Here is a 24412-nt window from a genome sequence, read left to right on the forward strand (position 1 = left end):
ATAACAAGGAGGAAGAGGAATGCTGTCACGTCTTGAGATCTCTCAGTCAGACTTTGACGAGCTTACTGCATTCATAAAAGAAAAATACGGTCTTGACCTTGCAAGGAAAAAGTCTATCGTTGAAAGCAGGCTGAGCAACTATGTATTGGACTGCGGCTTCAACAGCTTTTCAGAATATCTCAGCGCCGTCTACAGCGATGAAACGGGCAGAGAAACTGCCAACCTTATAAACCGCCTAACTACCAACCATACATATTTCATGCGTGAAACGGACCATTTCCAACACTTCATGGCGAAATTTCTCCCCTATGCCGAAAAAAACGTCCTCGATCATGATATGCGTATATGGAGTGCAGGCTGCTCATTCGGCAACGAGCCATATAATCTTGCCATGTGTATGGACGATTATTTCGGCTTTGACCGCCGTTTCTGGGACTTGAAAATACTTGCCACGGATATCTCCCTTAACGCACTGCGTTCTGCCAAAAACGGCATTTATACCAGTATGTCCATAAAGAATATCCCCGAAGATTGGCGTAAAAAGTATTTTCACCCATATTCAAACACAAAGGATCTCTGGCAGGTCAGCGATACAATAAGGCAGAATGTTGAGTTTCGCTACCACAATCTTATGGATGATTTCACTTTCAAAAAGAAATTCGACCTTATCGTCTGCCGTAACGTCATGATATATTTTGACGACGATACAAAAGCCGAGATATGCAGAAAATTCTATGACGCAATGGAGGAGGGCGGCTATTTCTATATCGGTCACGCAGAATCCGTGCCGAAGGATATGCCTTTTGTAAAAGTTGCCCCTGCAATATACCGCAAGCTGGGAGGGGATAAAAGATGACGCCTCTCTTTCTTGTGATAACCGAAAACAAAGCCTTTGCACAGCTTTGCAGAAAGGCCCTTACAAACGCAGGCTTCCAAAGCTCAAAGCTCGCCTCAGCGTGTCTTTGCAACGGCAGAAAAAGCGTCACTGCCATCTCCCCCGACTATGTTCTTCTCGACGGTGATTGCCAAAACAATATGGACGACTACATCATAAGCCTTGCCCCACGATATTCTGTGCCTATAATCTATCTTACCATTCAGCACAACAATAAATATCCCATGATGCAGGCAGGTGCCATAGACGTCGTATATAAACCTGACGGCACTCCGTCTGATAACGAGCGTTTTCAGAAACGCTTTACCGAAAGCATACAGCGCCTTGAAAAAGCAAGAGTTAATTCTGTTGTGCATATACCTGCCATAAATACCTCCGGAATAATAGCCATAGGCGGTTCAACAGGCTCAACGGAAGCCCTGAAAGCTATCCTTAAAGACCTCCGCCACGACCTGCCCCCTGTAGTGGCAGTCCTGCATATGCCTGCAGGCTATACAAGGATATATGCCGAACAGCTATGCACTGAAACCGGTCACAACGTTGTGGAAGCCAAAAGCGGTCTGTATCTCAGCCAAGGCATGGTGGTCATAGCACAGGGCGGTCAGCACCTTAGATTGTTCAAGGATAAAAAAGGCTATTTTGTCACCTCTGAAGCAGGCGTAAAGGTTTCAGGTCACTGTCCGTCAGTTGACGTGCTTTTTGACTCTGTGGCATACAGCGCAAAACGTAACGCTATAGGCGTTATCCTCACCGGCATGGGCTGTGACGGTGCAAAGGGTATGCTCAACATGAAGAAAATGGGAGCATATAATATCGGACAGAACGCAGAAAGCTCCATAGTCTATGGTATGCCCAAAGCCGCATATGAAAACGGCTCAGTGTCAAAGCAGTGTCCCCTTGACAAGATAGCACAGGAGATACATTATCGCATCGACAGCGGCTTATGATAAAATATAACAAGGAGGGATAGCTGTGGAAAACAGCAGATATCTCATTTTCACCTCAGCAGGGCGAAGCTTTTCACTGCCCTTTGAGGATATAAAAATAATCATAGCGGCGCAGACCCCAACTCCCGTGCCTGATTTTCCCGACTATGTGCCGGGAACAGTGTTGAACGAGGGCGAGGTAGTGCCTGTCATAGACCTGCGCAGACGTTTCCGCTATGAGCCAAAAGAGATCTCCGACAGAGATTGCATAATAATCACAATGGGCGAAGAAGTTTCCGTAGGGCTTTTGTGCGACAGCGTAACAGGCTTCACGGATATCCCCGAGGATAAGCTGTGTAAAGCCCCAAACGTCAACGAAGAAGCCTGCGCAGATTTTCTAAAAGGAGAATTTCTTCTGGAGGGCAAGCCATGCTATGTCCTTGACAGCGAAAAAGTAATAAAGCTCAGCGACCGTGAAAAGGTAGCAAATACAGAGCGAAAGGATAAATAAAAATGAGAGAGATAAACGTTTCAGAAGTAGAAGAACTTGTAAGAGATCTGTGCATAAAAGCCAATCTGTATCTTCCTGAGGATATGGAAAGCTGTATAGAGTGCAACGCCAGGAAAGAGCAGTCCCCGGTGGGAAAGAACGTCTTTGCTGATATCCTTGACAATATGAGAGTAGCAAGAGAAGAAACTATCCCTATCTGTCAGGACACAGGCATGGCAGTTATCTTCATGACCATAGGACAGGACGTGCATTTTGTAGGCGGTTCGCTGAATGAAGCCATAAACAAAGGCGTAGCAAGAGGCTATACAGAGGGCAGACTGCGCTGTTCCATAGTATCCGACCCATTGGAAAGAGTAAACACAGGGGATAATACACCGCCTGTTGTGCATCTTAAAATAGCAGATGGCGAAAAGGTAGAAATAATGGTGGCACCAAAGGGCTTTGGCAGCGAAAATATGTCACAGCTTAAAATGATGACCCCGTCAGTTACCGAGGACGAGATAGTGGATTGGGTAGTGTCAGTGTGTGCAAAAGCAGGTTCTAACCCATGTCCGCCAATAGTCATAGGCGTAGGCATAGGCGGCGACTTTGAGAAGTGCGCATACCTTGCAAAGAAAGCACTGTGCAGAAGCGTGTCGGAAAGAAACCCAAAGGAACGTTATGCAAAGCTTGAAGCGAAAATGCTGGAGAAGATAAACCTCCTTGGCATAGGACCGCAAGGCTTTGGCGGCACACAGACCTGCCTTGCAGTAAATATAGAAGAAGCACCGACCCATATCGCAGGCCTGCCGGTGTCAGTGAACGTAGGCTGTCATGTGACAAGACACGCAAGCGGAGAGATATAAGGGCATAATGTGGGGACGAACAGAGTTCGCCCGTCTTTGTTTGAATGACTTCACGAAAAAACAAAACTCACTACTTCGATAACGGGACGCCGAGGGCGTCGTCCCCTACAACTTCATCGTGCCGCAAATTCGCTTCGCTCGGTGCTAACTTTTACTTTGTGCTCGAGCACAACTCTGGTCAGCTTTGCCAATTCCTCACTCCTCACTCCTCATTCCTCACTCCTCATTCCTACCTCTTTTCTCCACAACACCAACACCCCGATAACATTCGGCACCGCCATAAGTCCATTGAAAATATCCGACACTCCCCACACAAGCTCCATGCTCCACATCGTTCCAATGCACCCACAAGCTATCGCCATGATCCTATAGATCATATCACTTCGAGGGAAAAGGTATCTCCAAGCCCTCTCCCCTATGAAAAACCACCCTGCCACTGTCGCTAATGCAAAAAGTATCAGCGAACCTGACATGAAATACTTCCCCGCTCCACCAAGAGCAGCATTGTAAGCCCTCACTGCCATATCATCCCCCGTGAGGTCAGTGCCGCTTATTATTATCACCACAGCCGTCAAAGTGCATATGACAAAGGTATCTATAAAAACCTCAGCCATTGCCCATGTTCCCTGCAATTCAGGCGACTTTATCCTGCACGAGCTGTGTACTGCCACCGTCGAGCCTAAGCCTGCTTCGTTTGAAAACGCTCCACGCTTTAACCCCTCCACCATGGAAAATATTATCGTCCCTGCCACTGAGCCTGTTATGCAGGCTGTGGGACAAAAGGCGTTTTTTACTATCATTGCTATCGCTCCTGCGGCTTTTAATGGGTGAAATATTATCACTCCCAAACTGCCGCCTATGAAAAGCACCGCCATTATGGGCACAAGCTTTTCGCAAAGACAAGCTGCTGAGTTTTTTCCCACAGCTACTAAAAATACGAAAATAAGCACCGCAAGTGCAAATATATATGAGGGTATCCCAAACCCCTCTCGGGCAGCCGCAGCCGCCGAACCCGTCTGCACCATGTTGCCCATTCCAAGGGACGCACCCACCGTAAAAACTGCAAACAAAACAGCCGTGAGCTTCGTTCTGCCTATCTTTTCGAGATAAGCCGCCGCACCGCAAAGCTTTCCGTCAGAGCATCTCACTCCCAGATAGTTTTCGCAGTAAGCAAGCCCCATTCCGAAAAATGCAGATACCCACATCCAGAATACCGAGCCTGCGCCCCCTATCCTGATACATTCCCCCACGCCCACCACCGAGCCTGTTCCTACAGTTGCCGCAAGCGCCGTGGAAAATGTCTGAAACTGCGAGAGAGAATCGCTTTCGGAGCTTTCTTTTTTAAACAGCGTAAAAACCGTTTTCTTCATTATTTTTAAAATGTGTATCTGTGGAAATCCAAGCTTTATGCTCAGATATATTCCGCCCCCAAGCAAAAGTATCAAAAGCGGAACGCCCCACAAAAACGAATTTATCTTGTTTATTATAGCCGTAAGTTCCATAGCTTTCCCCCGAAAACACTTTTTTCGTGCAAATAATTGCCTTATAAATGATATGATATAAAAGGGAGATTAATTCTTGAAAACTGAGATAACCATACATACAAATACGCAAAAAAACAAACAGCGAGGTGAACGTCCTCAAATGCACAGATATAAGCCCTCAAAAATACCGCTTTTTATCTTCTGGGCTATCCTTGCGGTAATATTGTTTCTTATCCGCTATGCGGTCAATCTCATAGAAAAACTTATCCCATTTTCCGTGAATTATATCCTTATGCCAATGTGGATAATCGCCGCACTTTTTTGCCTGCTGGTGCTTCCCTTTTATTTCATCAGATCTTATTTCACCGTCAGCTCAAAAGAAGTCACCGCCTTTACAGGACTTTTCTTTACCATGCGGCATTTTATGCCCACCTCGGCAATAAAATCCGTCACAACTATCATAACTCCCCTAGGCAGTATAACAGGACTGAATTTTGTCGTCTTAAACGCCTTGGGCGCAAGACTTCTTATACCTTTTATGAGCCGCCGTGATGCCATGGAAATATCCGCCATAGTAAACAGCTCCATACGAAACAGAGAACGCAAAGAAGACTAGATACCATAGACAGGAAAGGTTTAAATGAGCCGCAGAGAAACTATCAAAGAAAAAAGAAGCTGGCTGAAGAATTTCTTCGCCCACCGCCAGCACCCTATAATGATATTATCTTATACAACTAAATATATGTGGCTTCTTGCTATCCCTCTTGCCAAGTATCTCATAGCCGCAAAATTCAACTTTCAAAGCTGGTTTCAGGCACATTGGGTTGATATCCTCACTATCACATTTATCTTCGGCTACGCTTTCCTGCGCTGGATATTTGTCTACTATGAGCTTGAAGAAGATTGCATCATAGCCCACACAGGCTATTTCGGCATAACACGAACTAAGGTCTATTTTGCCGAGATAAGCTCATTGTCACTGTCGCAAGGATATATTTCCAGACTTATACATTCTTGTGCCGTGTACATAGACACCGACGCAAAATCCCTGCAAAAAGCAGATATAATGCTCACCCTTACAAAAAAACGAGCCTTTGAGCTTTATCATTTTGCCACTGCCAAATGCAAAAACAAACCTAAATATGTCTACAACTCAAAGAAAAGCCTGCTCGTTATATTCTCTCTTATCTTTTCATCAACTCTGTCAGGCATGATAATCGTGCTGTCGGTACTTTACGAAGCATATAGGATAGTAGGACGAGAGGCGGAAGAACAAATACTCCGCAGAGTGAATACGGAGATAGCAAAAGTTCCGGTGCTTGCAGAAGTGCCTGAATATATCCTTATCGCAGGCGGTGTTCTGGCAGGAGGCTGGCTCATATCATTTCTGTCGAATCTTATGCGCCACTGGAATTTTTCCTGCACACGCTGTGCCGACCTTTTCATAATCAGAAGCGGGATAGGCACAAGACGCAGACACGTCCTCTATAGAGATAGAGTAAACTATATCGACCTAAGACAATCATTGCTTATGAAGATATGCAAAATAACCTCTGTGTCTGCCCACTGTACAGGATACGGAAAAAGACGGCTTGAAATATCAGCACTTATACCGATAACGACAAACGGACAGGTTGACCGCTCCCTGAAGATGCTCATGCCGAAAATACCGCCGGTGAAAAGCGACATCTCCACAGGAAAAGCCGACCTTGGCAGATTTATAACGATACCGCTCATATGCACGTTTATACCCATCATATCAGGAAGAGGAGCGCTTTACTTTTTTCCTAACTGGAAAAGAGAAATCACCATACTTGTGATACTAACTACCATACCATTGCTGTGGCTCGTGATAGTTAAGGCGGCGGCAGCGTTCACAACGTCAATAGGCTTTGAAAACGGGTATTGTACATTGTCATATTGTAAATGGTATAGCTTTCATAAATCAATAGCCGCACTTGACAGAGTGTCAATGGTAACTGTCATGCAAAATCCGTTTCAGAAGATAAGCCATACTTGTGCCGTGAGAGTTTATACCAATTCGGAGAGTACAGACTATCATGCCGTAAAGGGACTTAATTATGAGAAGGTTATAAAATTGTTGAACAGGAATGGGTATACGGTGTGAAAAATGAGAAATGAGGAGTGAGGAATGAGGAATTAGCATAGCAGACCAAAGTTACCCCCTCAGCACCGAGCTAAGCGAGCAAAAGGTCCAGGGACACGTCCCTGGTCAGGGTCAAGGGGTGAAACCCCTTGTGAGTAAATTTCTTGTTCGACTTCGCTCACAAGAAATGGGCAAAGCCCTGTCGGAGTATGAGGCAGAGCCTCATTCGGTGCAAGCCGACCAAGCGGTGCAGAGTAAAGCAAAAAAAAGCATATAGAAGTAGTGCTTTATTATAAATGTATATCGAAGAAACAAAATCTGCACCGCTTTTCTATCCTCCTGCACAAAGTAAAATCCGCAAAGAGCAAAGCGATTTTGCGGCGGTAGAACTTGCGACCATAATGTAGGGTTTGACAGACGACCGACACGGGCGACCAGAGGTCGCCCCTACACAGTTTGATAAACAAATATCATCAGGGACGACCACCTCGTCCCCGATTTTTTATTCAAAAAATATTTTTCACTGCAACATTTCAGTGAAAAATATACACTTATATTATGACGGACGACAGGGGGGATCAGATTGGACAAAAAGGGAAGAAAAAAGCTCGCAGAACTTGCGGTGAACGGCGATACGGACGCCTTTTCTAAGCTCTATGGAGAGATATATAAGGAGCTTTATTATTACGCCCTCGCTAACCTGCAAAATGCCGAGGACGCCGCCGATGCAGTGCAGGACGCTGTGCTGGACGGCTATATGAGCATCTCCTCGCTGCGGAAAAGCGAAGCTTTCGATAGCTGGATGTTCAAAATTCTGGTCGCCAAGATCAAACAAAAACAAAAGGAATACGCCCAAAGACGCTCTAACCTCGATTATATTAATGAAAGCGACGCAATAATCAAGGACGAAAACGGATTTGAGCGGTGCGAGATCTTAGAAGAGTTTGCTGATCTCAGTGAAGCGGAAAGACTCTGTATATCACTTCACTGTATAGCAGGCTACAAAGGCAGGGAGATAATGGAGATAACAGGTATTAAAGATACGACAGTCCGTTCCCATATATCCAGAGGTAAAGCAAAAATACGCAGTAAGCTGTTTGGAAAGGAGGTGACATGATGAGAAATTTAAGAAAACGCAGAAAGCTTATCAGACAAATGGAACAGGCAAACAAAATTCCTGATAAGCTCATGCCCCAGGAAATAAAAGATATGCTGGACGTGGCAGGCTTCAGACCCGTTATCGAAAATACTCCAAATAGTGCAGAGATAAAAATAAACAGCGGCAGAAGCAACGCCCTGAGATGTCTGGCTGTGGTGGCGGCTTTCGTCCTTGTGGTAGGCGGATTTGCTGTGCTTAGGTTCAGCAATACCCAGTTCGTCAAAAAATACCCCAATTCCGCTTCTTCACAGTCCGCTGACGCCTCAGGTCTTGACGGCCTCCGTGGAACGACCTATAAGGGTCTTTACAACTATATAAATAGCAACAGCAAAAACATAGAGGACTTTATAGTTGACAATAGCTATATATTCAAAAATATCGACTCTTTGACTGTTGATGACGATGACTATGTGGCTTTGTATAAGCAGGCACTTAGAGATCACCAGCTCACACCTAACCCCGCTGATATACAGCTCACTCGCTCAGGCGTGGATATCACCCCCACAACCAGCATAGATGAGCTGGAAACAAACATAACCTACGGAAATGCCCATTTCATTACTGACAATGGCGGTATCGACGTTTATATTACACAAAACGGAAATATCACAAAGTCAGAACAGGATATCTTTGCGGAAACCTTCCTTAAAAAAGGTCTTGTCGACATTGCCGAATACGAACAGTACGGCTGTAAGTTCGCTCCAAGCGTTGTTGCAATGTATTTGGATAATAACAAGCTTTACGCTTTCTTCGACTTTATCTTACCCGTGAAGTCAGGAAAGAAAAACCTCGATATCGAATACTGCGGAATGTGCGGGTTTGACGTGAGCGACCCTGAGAATATCAAGCTCATAAACGAGTTTGAACAACCCGGCGTGCTGGAGGGCATAAGAAAAGTTGACGGAAAGTTTTTCATCGTGTCACGCTACACCCAAGCAGCTTCACTGCTATTAGATGACCAAAAGCCCGAGGATATCGCACCCGTGCGATACATCAATGGTGAAAAACAGCTTTTTGAAGAAAGTGAAATGTATATCACAGCCAGAGATAATACACCGTCCATGATCCTGCTTTCGTCCTTTGACGGAAAAAATCAAGGCTCATACATGGCTTCAAAGCTTATCGCCTGTGGTGAAAGCAGCATCTTAATGGGAACAGACAACATTTATATTTTAAGAGCATATTCTTTTGAAAAAACAGACGAATACAGCACAGTGCCAACAAGAGCGCTTATTACAAGAATAAACTACGGCGGCGGCGACATGGAGCTTAACAAAACCCAGACCGTCACAGGCGCAGACGCCGAGCATATAAGCCACGCCATATCAGGAGATGAGTATAACGGCAGATTGTCGCTGTTCTCAAACGACTCTGCAAACATTTACGATATCAGCACACACAATATCTGTTATAGCGGCATTAATATCTGCACGCTGTGGCTTTTTGACAATGACCTTGGTGGCCCTGTGAAAAAGACCCTCACATACGAGGATATCGACTTCGAGAGCGCAAGGTATAGCACATTCTATCATTCCATGCTGTATGTTTACAGAGAATATTCATTTGCATACAGCATGGATGACACTTATCAGGCAGCGAACAATATCCAGCTTGATGAAGTATATGATTTCTCAGACCCAAACAAGATAACTCAGGTGAAAACTGACGATCAAATTATAGCAGTGTCAGACTCAGCGTCAAGAGTATCTTTTCAATACAGCCTGACGAACTATAATGACGACATTGCAGTGCGCACCGACAGCACGTCATTTGACTCTTTCAGCGTAAAGATACTCGACAAGAGCAAAACAGAAAAGCAAGAAACGCTTTTATACGGCTCAAGCGGCAAGGGCATAGCGAATGCTAACGGCACAGTGGATCAGGTGCAGGTTTATGACACAAAGGTAGTAAAGAAATTCAACTTCTTCAAGACTATACAGGAATACAAATATCACGAGAAAGAAATGGGAACAACAGTTGACGGAAAGGATATGACACAAAGATCCGCCAGCACTATTTCTTCAAACTCCATAATAACAGACAACGAAAACGGATATATAGCCATACCATTCTATGACATAACCACAGTAGGCAAGACCGATGACGGCGACAATTGGGAATATACCTATTATGAAAAAACTATTGAAAAAATGCTGGTAATGAAATATGACATAGAAACAAAAACTTTCAGCGAGTGTGGAACTATAAAGCTTGACGAATATACAGATTATTATGACGATTATTTCGATCATGCTAGTGAAGACGAGATCACGGCTATGGTCAACGACAATGACCAGAAAGATCGTTACCGCAGTGCATTCGTTCAGGACGGATATATTTATATCTTCTCCGACAGACAGATACGCTCATACAGCTATGCCGATCTCTCAAAACCCACTGACAGTGTAGACATAGTTAAATAGCATTACACCAAACTTCCCCTTTAGCACCCGACGGATAAATTTCTGTCGGGTGTTTTTTTCGCTAAAACGTTTTCGATATTGCACACAAATAAAACCACCGCAAATTGTATAGTATGTACAATAAATGTTCACAGTAATATAACCAATTGAAATTCTGTTTGTGCTAAAATAATATGGTTTTAGGAATAAATATAAGACATAAATAGGAGAAAGAATTATGAAAGACCTAACGAAAGGAAATATCACAAAGCTTATTTTAATGTTCGCTCTGCCCCTTCTGCTTGGCAACGTTTTTCAGCTTTTTTATAATCTTGCCGACACCCGTATCGTGGGTCAGACCTTAGGCAAAAACGCCATAGCCGCCCTTGGCGCAACTTCATCAGTGAACACCGTCATAATAGGCTTTCTGAACGGTCTTACAAACGGCTTTGCCCTTGTGACGGCACGCTTTTTCGGTGCAAAAGAGTTTGACCGCCTGAAAAAGTCCGTTGCCCACGCCCTTACCCTAGGTATCGCAACGGCAATAGCCCTCACCGCCCTCAGCCTTGCCTTTATCGACCCACTGCTGAGAGCGTTGAACACGCCTGACAACATCTTTAAGCAGGCAAAAACCTACATAGTCATAATCCTTGCAGGAATGATAATATCAATGTTCTATAACATCTGCGCAGGTATCCTCCGTGCAGTCGGCGACACTGTTTCGCCACTTATCTTCCTTATAATATCAACCATCGCTAATATCGGGCTTGACCTTCTCTTTATCCTAGGCTTTAAAATGGGTGTTGAGGGTGCGGCATATGCCACCCTTATCGCACAGGGTATCTCAGTTGTGCTTTGTATAATATACATCATTAAAAAACACAAATTTCTTATCCCATCAAAAAGCGACTTCCGCTTTAACTTCAAGCTCGCAGGAGATATGTATGCAACAGGCGTTTCAATGGGACTTATGATATCACTTGTGGGTATCGGCACAGTTATAATGCAGGGCGCAATAAATATATTCGGCACTGACATAATAGTCGCCCACACCACCGCAAGAAAAATATCTGAGATCTTTATGCTCCCTATATCCGTTTTCGGTGCAGCTTCAGCAACCTTTTCAAGCCAGAACTACGGTGCAGGCAGAATAGACAGAGTAAAAGAGGGCGTGAAAAAAGCGACCCTTATAACATGGGGCTGGTCTGTTATCGTAATAGCCGCAACATGGCTTTTCACACCATTTTTCGCACACCTTATCACAGGTATCAGCGACCCTGAGATAGTGGGTACAGTGGAAAAATACATGAAAATAAACACAGCATTTTACTTTATCCTCGGCATAGTAATAGTTTTCAGAAACGCACTTCAGGGCGTAGGAGATAAGATAACACCTATAGCTTCAAGCATAATAGAGCTTTTGGGCAAGTTCGCAGTGGCAATGATACTCGCCCCACGCATGGGATATTTCGGCATCATGATAAGCGAACCCCTCGTGTGGGCAGGCATGGCAGTGATGCTCGGCATAGGCTTTGCCGCAAATAAGACCTTCCGTAAAGAGAATATCCCCAATACGGCTGAACAAATGTAAACGATCTATTAATTTAAATAAAACAGATAGCTCCCTATGTAGAAAAAAGTAAGCCACTATTGATTTTATCAAAGAAACGTGTTATAATTAGTAAAAACATACAATCCACAAGAGTATGGCTAACATACCATAGACGTGAAAGGGGGAAATGCCTGCAAACGGCAGGCATGACAGAAAAAATGCTTTCAAAAATATTGTCAAAAGAGGAATGTGCAAAGTGCAGGATATGCTGTTGCTTTGACAGCTATGATATATGGGAAACACCATATATCTCACAAACGCTTGCAAGCAAGATATTGCAGGAATATGCCCCTAAGCAGGAATTTATAAAGAAGGAAAACCATTTCTTGTTCAAAATGGATAAGGAACAGAATGCAGACCTGTATTATTGCCCAATGCTGGATAACGAGAAGGGCTGTATATTAGGCGATGACAAACCGTTCGACTGCAGGATATGGCCACTGAGAGTAATGGCACTGAATGAAACTAAAGTAATAACATTGTCGCCGGTCTGTCCTACTATGAATGAAAAGTCCATAAAGGAGCTGACGAAAACGGCTAACGAGCTGGCAGATCAGATATTTGAGTATGCAGACGAAAATCCGGAAGCCGTGAAACCGTATCTTGACGGCTATCCAATATTGGTGGCAGAGGGCAAGAAGTATAAGGATACCCTCGTGTAAAAAGTAAAAATCAAAAAACAAAGCGGTGTCGGAGTGAAAAACTCTGCACCGCTTTTTCTATCCCATAGCATAAAGTAAAATCCGCAAAGAACACCAGCGATTTTGCGACGAAAAAAATCGACACAAATGTGTAGGGGCTGGCGCCCCCGACAGCCCGCACCTGCTTGCCGCACAACCATGCAGTATATGCACAATGAACTGCACAACATTTTCCAACACGGGACGTCGTATTTTTGCAAAGCAGAAATTGCGCCGCTCCCCTACAGTGAGTTTATGCGGTTATCATGAATTGCAAGCAGCTTACCTCAAAAACAAATAATAAATAAGCCCATAAAGCACACTAGCCAAAGTGCCGTAAAGAATAACAGGTCCGCTGATAATGAAGATCTTCGCCCCAAGCCCAAGAATATATCCCTCCGTCTTGAACTCAAGAGCAGGTGCTGCCACAGAATTCGCAAAACCTGTTATGGGTACAAGCGTACCTGCACCTGCGTGCTTGGCTATGCGGTCATACCAGCCAAGACCTGTGAGAAGAGCCGATAAAAATATCAAAGTTATTGATACCGACATTGAGGCGTTATCTTTGGATAAACCTAAATATAAATACATATCCATAAGCGATTGACCAATAACGCATATAAGTCCGCCAAATAAAAACGCCTTTGGTATGGTCACCCACCACTTTGTCCCCTTTGACGCCTCTTTGTACATCTCGCTGTATTGTGCCTTGCTCAAATTTATATCCATTTCTTTCGCTCCTTTTTTTCTATCATGTTTGCACCTATTGTTCCTCAAAAATCAAAGCTTATTCATATTTTAAGTACACGATTTTCGCACAATTTGGTCAATATGTTGCTGTAAGGTTAATATTTTTATATAGTTTCAACAAGTTTTGTATAATGTAAACGATTTATTATAAGGAAATTTGTTTAAATAGTATCTTGAAAAAAATGCGAAAATTTTGTATCATATTCATTAGAGATATTCTATCTTAGGGGCAGTGTAACTGCCATTATTTTCAGGAGGTTATTATAATGAAAGCTAAAAAAATTCTTGCTGCTGTCACAGCTCTTTCTCTGACAACAGTAGTATTCGCATCATGCGGCGATTCAGCTGATTCTTCAAGCTCTACTGCTGCCGTAACAACAACTACAGCCGTTACTACAACTACAACTGCAGCAACAACAACTACAGCTGCTGCCGAGTCTGCTGCTGATTCAGCTGCAACAGACAGTTCTGCTGGCTCTACAAAAGGCAGCGACTCTGATTACACACCTGTAAAGACATTCAAGGGCTATGATGCATTCCTTATGTTCGGTGACGGAGAGTGGCTCTGGGGCAACTGGGAAGGTCAGGGCGAACCTGAAGCTACTAAAGCATTCGGCGTTGACGCTGACATAACAGGCGACGGTGAGTACACAGTTTCTATCACAAACGCTTCTATCTCTTATGACGATCCGGACGAGGGCATCAACCCACAGATCGCTCTTGATGGCGACTATGCTGTTGGCGCTCAGGGTTGCGTAGTAATGTGCGTTGATATCATCGGTCTTCTTAACGGCGAAAAACTCAAGGGCACAGGCGATCCTAAGACTGATAAGGAAACTCCAGGTAAGTACAACGCTGACGATCTCAAGGTAGAGCTTAAGTCTATCAAGGCTGACGGTCAGGAAGTTGCATTCGATAAAGCTAAGATCAAGTATGGCAACATCGAGGACAACAACAACTGCTACAGAATCGAGATCTACAACGATTACGGCGATACAGCTAAGGATTCTCCTATCGACAAGGACAATCTTGCATTTGAGGACAGCCTCGAGATTACATTCTCTATCGAGGGCCTTTCTGAATAATTTTTCATGAAAACTAAGAGCAGACCGCAATATGGTCTGCTCTTTTGTATTTTTATACATCTTTCCAGTGACAAAAAGTGTGACAGATTTTTTTAAAATAGCTGTCACACTTTTATGTTGACATGAAACTAAGGGGAATATATAATAATAGTATTATAGTAATTCTATAATATCATCACATATTTTATTAATCCCCTAAGAAAAAAGCCGTGGTACCCTTTCTTACCACAGCTTTTTTCTTTTTTATCCATTTTTGTTATCTATTCCGCCTTACTGTCTGCCACCAGACCGCCGTTATCCGCCATAAGCTTGAATTTTATCTCAAACTCTTTCTCATCACCGCTGTCCGTCTTGCGATATACCTTGCAGACGACTTCATCTCCTGCCTGCTTCCCTGAAAACAGCGACGCTATATCCACCTCTCCTGCGGTGGACTTTCCGTCTATTTCCGTGATGATATCGCCCTCCGCAAGGTCTGTATTGGCAACATCACAATCAGGGTTTATGGACACAATACAAATACCCGGCTTTATGCCGTATATCTCAGCAGTGGTGTCGCTGACAGCATAATAAGTCACACCTATCTTTACTCTGCCTGCCACATAGCCCTTTTCCATAAGCTCCTCGATAACAGGCTTCGCCTCGTCAATGGATACCGCAAAGCCTATGCCCTCATAGTCGCTTGAAGCAAGCTTCGATGAGGTTATCCCTATGACCTGCCCCCACATATTGAACAGCGCTCCACCTGAGTTACCGGGGTTTATGGCTGCGTCTATCTGTATGCAGTTCATTATTATTGACGAGTTTTCAAGCCTTATCCTGCGGTTCACACCTGATACGATACCCTTTGTCACAGTGCCGTAATAGCCCGCCGGTGAGCCGATAGCGACTACCTCTTCCCCTGCATTCACCTGAGTTGAATCGCCGAACTCAGCCACCTGCAAGCCCTGCGCCTGTATCTTTATCACCGCTATATCCGTGGCAGAGTCCTGCCCCACCACCTTGGCTTCATACTCCGAATTGTCGCTTAGAACAACTTTTATGCCCGACTCCGCCGCATTTACAACATGGGCATTTGTGACGATATATCCGTCAGCGGACATTATAACACCGCTGCCCTGACCTGCCGCAACATATCCACCCGAATTTTTGTAAACCTCTATAGACACCACAGCAGGAGAAAATCCCTTTGCGATACCCTCGGCAGTGTATCTTCCGTCAGCCTGGTAAAATTCATCGTCAAGCTTCGGCTTGTCAGCCACAGGAAGCGTAAAGCTTATCTTCTCGTCCCCTGTAACAAGATTTCTCACCCAGCCGCTTCCCCTTATGGAGGTTATTGATATGGCTATTCCGATGCCTACAAAAAGCACCATAAAGCACAGCCTTGCAGCTGCATGGCGCATACGCTCTCTGCGGCGGCTTCTTTTTCTCGCCGAATCAACAGCCGACCAAAAATCTTCGTCCACCTTGTGAGCGGCTACCGCTCCCTCAGGCAGCTTGTAATGCCCGGTTTCTTGGGCTGTATCTTCATTTTCATCATGCAGACAAGGCTGCTCTTCAAACTGCTCCATATGAGCCTCCTAGTCGCCCTCCGCCTTGTTAGGCAGTGTGAACACAAATTCCGTATACTCGTTCTTAACGCTTCGTACCATTATCTTGCCCCCGTGGAGCTTTATGATAGAACGCACGATATTAAGTCCCAATCCAACGCCCGTCTTGTCAAGTCCTCTTGACTTATCGGTCTTATAAAATCTGTCGAACACCAGCGGAAGCTCGTCCTCAGACAGACCCTCTCCGCTGTTTCTGATAGAAATGCTTGTCATATTGCCCTCAGGCTCAAAGTGAAACTCTATATAACCGCCCTTGTCAACGAACTTTATGGCGTTCTCTATCAAGTTATACATGACCTGATGCACAAGGTCGTTATCAGCATAAAGGGTCACTCTGTCAACGTCAAGACCCCTTATCTCTATCTGCTTTTCCTCAAGCCTTGGCTCAAAAGTCACAAGGGTATCGACTATCGGCTCAAGCACAGAGAAATACTGCAAATTAGGTTTAAGCTCGCCTGCCTCGATCTTTGCAAGATTGAGCATACTTCTTACGAGCCTTGCAAGTCTGTGTACCTCAGAGGAAATTATCTTAAGATAATATCTCTCCTGCTCCTTTGGTATGGTGCCGTCAAGCAGACCGTCCACAAAACCGCCTATAGACGTCATAGGCGTTCTAAGCTCATGAGAAACGTTCGCAAGGAAGCTGTTTCGCATGGTGTCATAGCTTTTCAGGCTGGCAGCCATATCGTTGAAAGCGTTGCTGAGCTGTTCAAGCTCCGAGGTAGAATAATCAGGCAGGGTGACGGAAAAATCTCCTGCTCCTATCTTCTTTGATACTTCCGCTATCTCTTTTATAGGCTCTGTAAGCTTCAGCGTCATGAAATATACCAGAAACATTACTATGACCAGAACTATTATAGCGGAAACTATAAATATTTCCATTATGTTGTAGGTATAGTCGTCCTGAGCCGCCTTTGAACTGAATGCAAGCACATAATATTCAGGTCCATTCGCTTTGAACGACTTACCTATCACATGATATATAGCATCGAAAGCTCCTCCGAGATCTGAATAAACATACTCGCAATTGTCGGAAAAAGCTTCAAGCTCATGGACAGATATATTATGAGGGCTGCACACAGGATCCTTACTGGAGTTCACAAGCACTGCTCCCGTAGAGTCGCACAAGATAAAATCAGCGTTGCACGCCATTGAATACTGCGTCATCTCATCTGCCACCGACTTTTTCCAGTCGGCAGGCTGAGCCAGCATTTCTTCCTGCGTATATAAAGCAAGAGCCTTGGTGTTTTTCTCCAACAGGCTCTTTTTTTCGTCAATAAAATACCTTGAAGAAACCAGCAGTAATACCGTTCCTAAGCACACAAAGCTTATAAGTATTACTGCTGAACAAATTACAAAGTATTTAAAGAATATGCTTTTACGATTACTCATGCGGTGTTTCAGCGACTTCAAACTTGTATCCTACGCCCCATACAGTTTTAAGTGCCCACTTGTCAGAAACGCCCTCAAGCTTCTCACGCAGACGCTTAACGTGAACGTCGATAGTTCTCGAATCGCCGTAATATTCAAAGCCCCATACCTCATCAAGGAGCTGATCTCTTGTATAAACTCTGTTCGGATTTGAAGCAAGGTGGAACAGAAGCTCAAGCTCCTTCGGCGGTGTATCAAGCACCTGACCGTTTACTCTCAGCTCATATCTTGTCATATTAACTGAAAGCTTGTCATACTTGACTTCCTTTATCTCAGCTTCGCCTGATGACTGACCTACTCTTCTGTATACAGCCTTTATTCTTGCGATAACTTCCTTTGTATCGAAAGGCTTTACGATATAGTCGTCAGCTCCAAGCTCCAGACCAAGCACCTTATCAAATGTTTCTACCTTTGCGGTTATCATGATGATAGGCACGTTGGACTTCTTTCTTATCTCACGGCATACCTGCCAGCCGTCTATACCGGGCAGCATAATGTCAAGCAGTATGATGTCAGGCTTAAGAGCGTTGAATTTTACCACTGCTTCCTCACCGTCATGTGCAAGTATTACTCCATAGCCCTCCTTTTCAAGGTAAAGCCTGAGCAGCTCGCAGATGTTCTTATCATCGTCTACTACCAATACTCGTCCAAGCGACATATTTCATCTTCCTTTCGTTTATTTACTTCTTTTCATGCCCATTATTTCAAATTTTCGCACTTCAGAAAATTTGAACAAAAGACAATAATTATTCAAATTGATATAAGTATTATAACAAATTCACAAACCCATTGTGTGAATATTTATTTAATTTTTTATTAAATATCATAATTTGCTTTAATTTTAAGCGGACGTCTGCAACAATATGTATATATTTAATTTAATTAATCAATACTTTTGGGTTTTACTTACAAATGAGGGAAGGATATTATTTGATTTTTGTAAACTATATCATAAAATATTACCCATTCCATACAAACAGCCTCCGCAGGATAACTACGGAGGCTGTAAATTATATCAGATATTAGTCATGGGAGCTTATTAGTACATACCGCCCATTCCGCCTGCACCTGCTGCTGCGGCTGCCATAGCAGCGTCAGCCTGTGGGTCCTTCTTGTCTGCAACAAGGCTCTCAGTTGTAAGCACCATTGAAGCAACAGAAGCTGCGTTCTGGAGAGCTGAACGTGTAACCTTAGTAGGGTCAACGATACCTGCAGGTATCATGTCAACATACTCAGAAGTATAAGCGTTGAAGCCATAGCCGACCTTTCTTGAACGGATTATCTTGTCTATGATAACGCTGCCCTCAAGACCTGCGTTCACTGCGATCTGTCTAACTGGTTCTTCAAGAGCCTTGTAAACTATCTGAGCGCCTGTCTTTTCGTCACCGCTGAGCTTGTCAACGAGCTTCTTAACTGCCGGCATAGCGTTGATAAGAGCTGTTCCGCCGCCTGCTACGATACCCTCTTCAACAGCTGCCTTTGTAGCTGCCAGAGCGTCCTCGATCCTCAACTTCTTTTCCTTCATCTCGACCTCAGTTGCAGCACCGACCTTGATAACAGCTACGCCGCCTGAAAGCTTAGCAAGTCTTTCCTGAAGCTTTTCTCTGTCGAAATCAGAAGTTGTGTTCTCGATCTGTGACTTGATCTGACCAACTCTTGCCTTGATATCGTCGCTGTTGCCTGCGCCGTCAACAATGATAGTGTTCTCTTTCTGAACGACTACCTGTCTTGCTCTGCCCAGCTGCTCCATAGTTGTTTCGCTGAGTTCAAGACCAAGTTCAGATGAAATTACCTGACCGCCTGTGAGGATAGCGATATCCTGAAGCATTTCCTTTCTTCTGTCGCCAAAGCCAGGAGCCTTTACAGCTACGCAAGTGAAAGTACCTCTCAGCTTGTTTACGATAAGAGTTGAAAGAGCCTCGCCCTCAACGTCCTCGGCGATGATAAGGAGCTTCTTGCCAGCCTTTACGATCTGCTCGAGAAGTGGAAGAATTTCCTGAATGTTAGAGATCTTCTTGTCTGTGATAAGAATGTAAGCGTCATCAAGAACAGCTTCCATTTTATCTGTATCTGTTACCATATAAGGTGCGATATATCCTCTGTCGAACTGCATACCTTCAACAACTTCGCTGTAAGTTTCAGCAGTCTTTGACTCTTCAAGAGTGATAACGCCGTCAGCAGTTACCTTTTCCATAGCCTCAGCGATAAGCTTACCGATATTCTCATCAGCGGCAGAAACAGCACCTACTCTAGCTATCTCATCAGAGCCTTCTATTTTCTTTGAGTTAGCAACGATAGTTTCAACAGCAGTATCTACAGCCTGATCCATACCTTTCTTAAGTACCATTGGATTAGCACCTGCTGCGATATTCTTCATACCCTCTCTAACAAGAGCCTGAGCAAGCAATGTAGCTGTTGTTGTACCGTCACCGGCAGCGTCGTTAGTCTTAGTAGCGACTTCCTTTACAAGCTGTGCGCCCATGTTCTCGAATGGGTCGTCAAGCTCGATCTCCTTAGCTATAGTAACACCGTCGTTTGTGATAAGAGGAGCACCGTACTTCTTATCGAGAACTACGTTTCTGCCCTTAGGTCCCAGTGTTATCTTAACAGTGTTTGCGAGCTTGTCGATACCGCTCTGCAAAGCTTTTCTTGCGTCTTCGCCAAAAATTATATCCTTAGCCATTGTAAATTACCTCCGTTTATATACTATTTAAAATGCAGTGAAATTAGTCAACAACTGCGAGAATGTCGTCCATTTTAACGATAATGAACTCTTCACCGTCCAGTTTAACATTAGTACCGCTGTACTTAGAGATAAGCACCTTGTCGCCCTTATTAACACCCATAGTAACATCCTTTTTACCAGGGCCTACAGCTATTACCTCTGCGACCTCAGGCTTTTCCTTAGCTGAGCCTGTGAGAATGATACCGCTCTTTGTGGTTTCCTCAGCCTCTGTCATCTTAACTACAACTCTGTCCTGCAATGGTTTGATCGCCATGATAAGTTCCTCCTTTTATAATACCTTTTAATATGCTAAATTAGGATCCTTCGTGGTCGCACCTATGTTTTCAGCACTCTCACGATCGGATTGTTAGCACTCAGTCTTTCTGAGTGCTAATTATATTTTAGCACCTTTTTCGCAAAATTCAAGTCATTTAAGGTCATTTATGTGATTTTTGTAGGGTTGCACAATATCTATTAAGTTGCAAAATGATTTTGAGAGCAAATTGTACAATTTATTGTGGGGGTATTGCAGGTCTGAAATCAGATTTTCGGGTGGGGATAAATGCGGGCGGTCGGAGGTCGCACCTACATGATTGATATGTTGCCGTAATTTTATACATTTTATCCGTTATATATTCAATTTTCAAGCTTCAAACAAGGTGCAGGAAGTGCTTTTCTGTGCGATCAGAACCTCTCATCGTGTTCACCTAACTCACGTTGACAGAATGTTTCCTCATACACTACTACCTTGCAGGATATTCGATTTGGGATAATACCCTTATACTTATCCCGAAAAAAGGGTGCTTTGTTGCATAAAAAATGCAACAATTGCAGAAATGTTGCCAAATTAAAAGATAAATCATTTGTTTGCACAAGTTTAGTTGTCAAAATTTGTGCAGTTATTACACAAAATTATTACAGAAATATTGATGAAAGTACGAGAAAAAATAGTGTGTCTATGCAGTTATCCCACAATTTTAATTTATATCAATATATGCGATTTTAATAAAAAACAGTTGACAAACGGGTGCGGTTTGGTGTATTATTATATTGTAATCGTTTAATCGTTAAGATCAAACAATAATATATTCGGAGGTCAAAATTATGGCAGAGTATTTTAAGGATATTCCAAAGATCAAGTATGAGGGCGTAAACTCAACTAATCCCCTCTCTTTTAAGTATTATAACCCAGATGAGGTTGTAATGGGCAAGACTATGAGAGAACAGCTCAAGTTCGCTCTTTCATGGTGGCACACAATGGGCGGCGACGGCACTGATATGTTCGGCTGCGGCACTACTGACAAGACTTGGGGCGAGGCTGCTCCTGAGGCAAGAGCTAAGAAGAAGGTCGATGTTGCTTTCGAGATAATGGACAAGCTTTCTATCGACTATTTCTGCTTCCATGACCGTGACCTTTCTCCTGAGTACGGCGATCTCGGCACCACTAACGCAAAGCTTGCTGAGGTAGTTGACTACATAGCTGAAAAAATGGCTGCTGACCCTACTAAGAAGCTTCTTTGGGGTACTGCTAAGTGCTTCGATCACCCAAGATATATGCACGGTGCAGGCACATCACCTTCTGCTGATGTTTTCGCATATGCTGCTGCTCAGATCAAGAACGCTGTTGACGCTACTATCAAGCTTGGCGGTAAGGGCTATGTTTTCTGGGGCGGAAGAGAAGGCTATGAAACTCTTCTGAACACAAACATGGGTCTGGAGCTTGACAACATGGCAAGACTTATGAAGCTGACTGTTGATTACGCTCGTTCAAAGGGCTACACAGGTGATTTCTACATTGAGCCAAAGCCAAAGGAGCCTACAAAGCATCAGTATGATTTCGATACAGCTACGGTTCTCGGTTTCCTGAGAAAATATGGTCTTGACAAGGACTTCAAAATGAACATCGAAGCTAACCACGCTACACTTGCCCAGCACACTTTCCAGCACGAGCTGAGAGTTGCAAGAGATAACGGCGTATTCGGTTCTATCGACGCTAACCAGGGCGACCCACTGCTCGGCTGGGATACAGACCAGTTCCCTACAAACGCTTATGACGCTACACTTTGTATGTACGAGGTTCTCAAGGCAGGCGGCTTCACTAACGGCGGTCTGAACTTTGACGCTAAGGCAAGAAGAGGTTCATACACAATGGAAGACATTTTCCTGAGCTACATTGCAGGTATGGACACATTTGCACTTGGTCTTAAGGCAGCTGCAAAGATCATTGAGGACGGCAGACTTGACAAGTTCGTTGATGACAGATATGCAAGCTGGACAACAGGCATTGGTGCAGACATCATTGCAGGTAAGGCTGACATGGAGAGCCTTGAGAAGTATGCAGTTGAGAAGGGCGAAGTTACTGACTCACTTTCAAGCGGCAGACAGGAATATCTGGAGAGCGTACTCAATCAGATCATGTTCAATCTTTAGGCAGGGGCGTGCCCCTGCACCCATATCCGCTATCATTCGTGGTAGCGGATTTTTTTATCGCCGCCCATATCATTTTTTACGCTGTGATAAAATACGAAAGCGTGCCCCTGCACCCATATCCGCTATCATTCGTGGCAGCGGATTTTTTTATCGCCGCCCATATCATTTTTTACGCTATGATAAAATATGAAAGCGTGCCCCTGCACCCGTATCCGCTATCATTCGTGGCAGCGGATTTTTTTATCGCCGCCCATATCATTTTTTACGCTATGATAAAATATGAAAGCGTGCCCCTGCACCCGTATCCGCTATCATTCGTGGCAGCGGATTTTTTTGTGCAAAAAAAGAGCGGAGTTTTTTTGCTCCGCTCTTTGCTTTTTTTCATTACTTTTCTTTTCTTGAGAGTTCCTGCAGCTCCTGTTCATACTGTGAGAAGCCCTCCACAGACTTCATAAGCTCGTCCTCAACGTGTTCTTCATGATTATCCTTAAACACAAACTTCAGGAATACCGGTGTGATTATCGTTGTTGCAACCACCATGATGATGATAGGTGCGAAAACCTCGTCGCCCATAAGTCCAAGCTTCTGTCCTTTAGCCGCTACTATAAGTGCGACCTCACCTCGTGAGATCATACCCATTGCTATCTGCAAGCTTTCCTGATTTGTATACTTACAAACCTTTGCGCCTAGTCCGCAGCCTATTATCTTTGTGACTATTGCCACAGCAAGGAGCAAAACTGTAAACAGCACCATTTTGCCGCCCATGTTGATACCGTTCATTGTAAGACCGATGCTTGCAAAGAACACCGGTGAAAGGAACATATACGAAAGTGTTTCAAATCTGTTTGAGATATACTTTACGTCCTTTTCGCTTGAAATTGCAAGACCTGCAACAAATGCGCCTGTGATATCTGCTACGCCGAAAAGCTCTGCTACATACGCCATGAGCAGGCAGAAAACGAAGGAAATGATAACGTGACGTCTAAGGTCTTTTTTATCTCTTTTTCTCCACTTTGTGAACACAACATGGTAAACGACTGTACAGCCGATAGCCACTGCAAAGAACGCTACTATCTTAATAAGAACTGTTGCAACGTGAACGCTTGTATCTGCAAGGCTTGTGATAAGGGTCAATGCGATGATACCAAGGATATCGTCTATGATAGCCGCACCGAGAATGGCATTACCTGCTCTTGTAGAGAGCTTGCCAAGCTCTTTCAGAGTTTCTACTGTGATAGAAACTGATGTTGCAGTAAGCACAACGCCTATGAAGAGGTGCTGCAGGAATGGTGAGCAGGCGAGCTTATCGCCCTTGCCTACGCCCATTGCAGCGGCAAGTCCAAGTCCGCCGAACAGTGGTACGATAACGCCAAGAAGAGCGATTATGAATGACGCTTTACCGGTCTTTTTAAGCTCCTTAACGTCTGTTGTAAGTCCTGCGGTGAACATCAGCACGATAACGCCAATTTCTGACAGTTCTGAGATGAACTCAGTTTCTTTTACAACATTAAGAACAGCAGGTCCGAGTATTACGCCCGCCAACAACGCACCGACTACCTGCGGCAGCTTCATTTTCTTTGTTACAAGTCCGAGAATTTTGGTCGAAAGCAGTATAAGTGCAATAAACAATATGTAGCTGTATTCTTCCATGATTTTACTTCCTTTCCACGCCGCCAAAGAATGACGTTAATGCGTAAAAATAACGATTCACAGCATTTTACTTTCTGCAAATCGTCATTGATTTTCCGTATCTTATTATA

The 24412-nt window shown here is 44.1% G+C and carries 20 protein-coding genes; 12 read left to right on the top strand and 8 right to left on the bottom strand.

The genetic code is table 11. The features are described from left to right. Positions 1-19: 19 nt before the first annotated feature. Genes DW015_RS05530 through DW015_RS05545 form a run of 4 tightly spaced genes read left to right on the top strand, consistent with a single transcriptional unit; the run spans position 20 to position 3177 of the window. The gene (locus DW015_RS05530; RefSeq protein ID WP_117904751.1) at positions 20-856 is read left to right on the top strand and encodes a protein-glutamate O-methyltransferase CheR; all 837 of its coding nucleotides are present in this window, start codon (positions 20-22) and stop codon (positions 854-856) included. Beyond that, positions 853-1842: a CheB methylesterase domain-containing protein gene (locus DW015_RS05535; protein WP_117904753.1), complete on the top strand. Its 990-nt coding sequence runs from the start codon at positions 853-855 to the stop codon at positions 1840-1842. The genes DW015_RS05530 and DW015_RS05535 overlap by 4 nt, the downstream gene beginning before the upstream one ends. Before the next feature lie 25 nt (positions 1843-1867). Further along, positions 1868-2332, top strand: a complete 465-nt coding sequence (locus DW015_RS05540) for a chemotaxis protein CheW (RefSeq protein WP_181979851.1) — start codon at positions 1868-1870, stop codon at positions 2330-2332. Between the two features lie 2 nt (positions 2333-2334). Beyond that, the gene (locus DW015_RS05545; protein ID WP_117904756.1) at positions 2335-3177 is read left to right on the top strand and encodes a fumarate hydratase; all 843 of its coding nucleotides are present in this window, start codon (positions 2335-2337) and stop codon (positions 3175-3177) included. A 209-nt stretch (positions 3178-3386) separates the two neighbouring features. On the opposite strand, the gene DW015_RS05550 is transcribed toward DW015_RS05545, so the two are convergent. Then, positions 3387-4679, bottom strand: coding sequence for an amino acid carrier protein (locus DW015_RS05550; RefSeq protein ID WP_117904758.1), 1293 nt, complete (start codon positions 4677-4679; stop codon positions 3387-3389). A 142-nt stretch (positions 4680-4821) separates the two neighbouring features. Here DW015_RS05550 and DW015_RS05555 point away from each other — a divergent pair, with 142 nt between their 5' ends. The 6 genes from DW015_RS05555 to DW015_RS05580 all read left to right on the top strand — a co-directional run bounded on the left by DW015_RS05555 (position 4822) and on the right by DW015_RS05580 (position 12603). Then, positions 4822-5277 (top strand): hypothetical protein, encoded by a 456-nt coding sequence (locus tag DW015_RS05555; protein ID WP_046440618.1) that lies wholly within the window; start codon positions 4822-4824, stop codon positions 5275-5277. Positions 5278-5301: 24 nt separating this feature from the next. Continuing rightward, the gene (locus DW015_RS05560; protein WP_117904760.1) at positions 5302-6789 is read left to right on the top strand and encodes a PH domain-containing protein; all 1488 of its coding nucleotides are present in this window, start codon (positions 5302-5304) and stop codon (positions 6787-6789) included. A gap of 562 nt (positions 6790-7351) precedes the next feature. After that, positions 7352-7885 (top strand): RNA polymerase sigma factor, encoded by a 534-nt coding sequence (locus DW015_RS05565; protein WP_022288710.1) that lies wholly within the window; start codon positions 7352-7354, stop codon positions 7883-7885. Then, a complete protein-coding gene (locus DW015_RS05570; protein ID WP_117904761.1) occupies positions 7885-10350 on the top strand; it encodes a hypothetical protein in 2466 nt (821 codons plus the stop codon). The genes DW015_RS05565 and DW015_RS05570 overlap by 1 nt, the downstream gene beginning before the upstream one ends. A gap of 217 nt (positions 10351-10567) precedes the next feature. Continuing rightward, positions 10568-11920: an MATE family efflux transporter gene (locus DW015_RS05575; RefSeq protein ID WP_117904763.1), complete on the top strand. Its 1353-nt coding sequence runs from the start codon at positions 10568-10570 to the stop codon at positions 11918-11920. Positions 11921-12087: 167 nt separating this feature from the next. Then, the gene (locus tag DW015_RS05580) at positions 12088-12603 is read left to right on the top strand and encodes a hypothetical protein (RefSeq protein WP_242993221.1); all 516 of its coding nucleotides are present in this window, start codon (positions 12088-12090) and stop codon (positions 12601-12603) included. A gap of 300 nt (positions 12604-12903) precedes the next feature. Here DW015_RS05580 and spoVAC read toward each other — a convergent pair whose 3' ends face one another. Then, positions 12904-13350 carry a stage V sporulation protein AC gene (spoVAC, locus tag DW015_RS05585; RefSeq protein WP_022288714.1) on the bottom strand — a complete coding sequence of 149 codons (447 nt, stop codon included), beginning with the start codon at positions 13348-13350 and terminating at the stop codon, positions 12904-12906. 287 nt (positions 13351-13637) lie between these two features. Here spoVAC and DW015_RS05590 point away from each other — a divergent pair, with 287 nt between their 5' ends. Next, the gene (locus tag DW015_RS05590; RefSeq protein ID WP_117904765.1) at positions 13638-14456 is read left to right on the top strand and encodes a dockerin; all 819 of its coding nucleotides are present in this window, start codon (positions 13638-13640) and stop codon (positions 14454-14456) included. 260 nt (positions 14457-14716) lie between these two features. On the opposite strand, the gene DW015_RS05595 is transcribed toward DW015_RS05590, so the two are convergent. The 5 genes from DW015_RS05595 to DW015_RS05615 form a co-directional block, all read right to left on the bottom strand. Further along, a complete protein-coding gene (locus tag DW015_RS05595; protein WP_117904767.1) occupies positions 14717-16027 on the bottom strand; it encodes a trypsin-like peptidase domain-containing protein in 1311 nt (436 codons plus the stop codon). A gap of 9 nt (positions 16028-16036) precedes the next feature. Then, positions 16037-17458, bottom strand: coding sequence for a HAMP domain-containing sensor histidine kinase (locus tag DW015_RS05600; protein WP_117904769.1), 1422 nt, complete (start codon positions 17456-17458; stop codon positions 16037-16039). After that, positions 17451-18155 (bottom strand): response regulator transcription factor, encoded by a 705-nt coding sequence (locus DW015_RS05605; protein ID WP_022288718.1) that lies wholly within the window; start codon positions 18153-18155, stop codon positions 17451-17453. Before DW015_RS05605 ends, DW015_RS05600 begins: the two co-directional genes overlap by 8 nt. A gap of 381 nt (positions 18156-18536) precedes the next feature. Beyond that, positions 18537-20180 carry a chaperonin GroEL gene (gene groL / locus DW015_RS05610; protein WP_117877148.1) on the bottom strand — a complete coding sequence of 548 codons (1644 nt, stop codon included), beginning with the start codon at positions 20178-20180 and terminating at the stop codon, positions 18537-18539. Positions 20181-20223: 43 nt separating this feature from the next. Further along, entirely contained in the window at positions 20224-20496 is a 273-nt protein-coding gene (locus DW015_RS05615; RefSeq protein ID WP_022288719.1) for a co-chaperone GroES, read from the bottom strand. Positions 20497-21326: 830 nt separating this feature from the next. On the opposite strand from DW015_RS05615, the gene xylA reads away from it, so the two are divergent. Next, entirely contained in the window at positions 21327-22652 is a 1326-nt protein-coding gene (xylA, locus tag DW015_RS05620) for a xylose isomerase (protein ID WP_022287212.1), read from the top strand. A 384-nt stretch (positions 22653-23036) separates the two neighbouring features. Here xylA and DW015_RS05625 read toward each other — a convergent pair whose 3' ends face one another. After that, positions 23037-24302, bottom strand: coding sequence for a cation:proton antiporter (locus DW015_RS05625; protein WP_117904771.1), 1266 nt, complete (start codon positions 24300-24302; stop codon positions 23037-23039). Between the last annotated feature and the right edge of the window lie 110 nt (positions 24303-24412).

Origin of the sequence: Ruminococcus sp. AF37-20, assembly GCF_003460465.1 — a bacterium.
In the GTDB taxonomy this organism is placed as follows: domain Bacteria; phylum Bacillota; class Clostridia; order Oscillospirales; family Ruminococcaceae; genus Hominimerdicola; species Hominimerdicola aceti.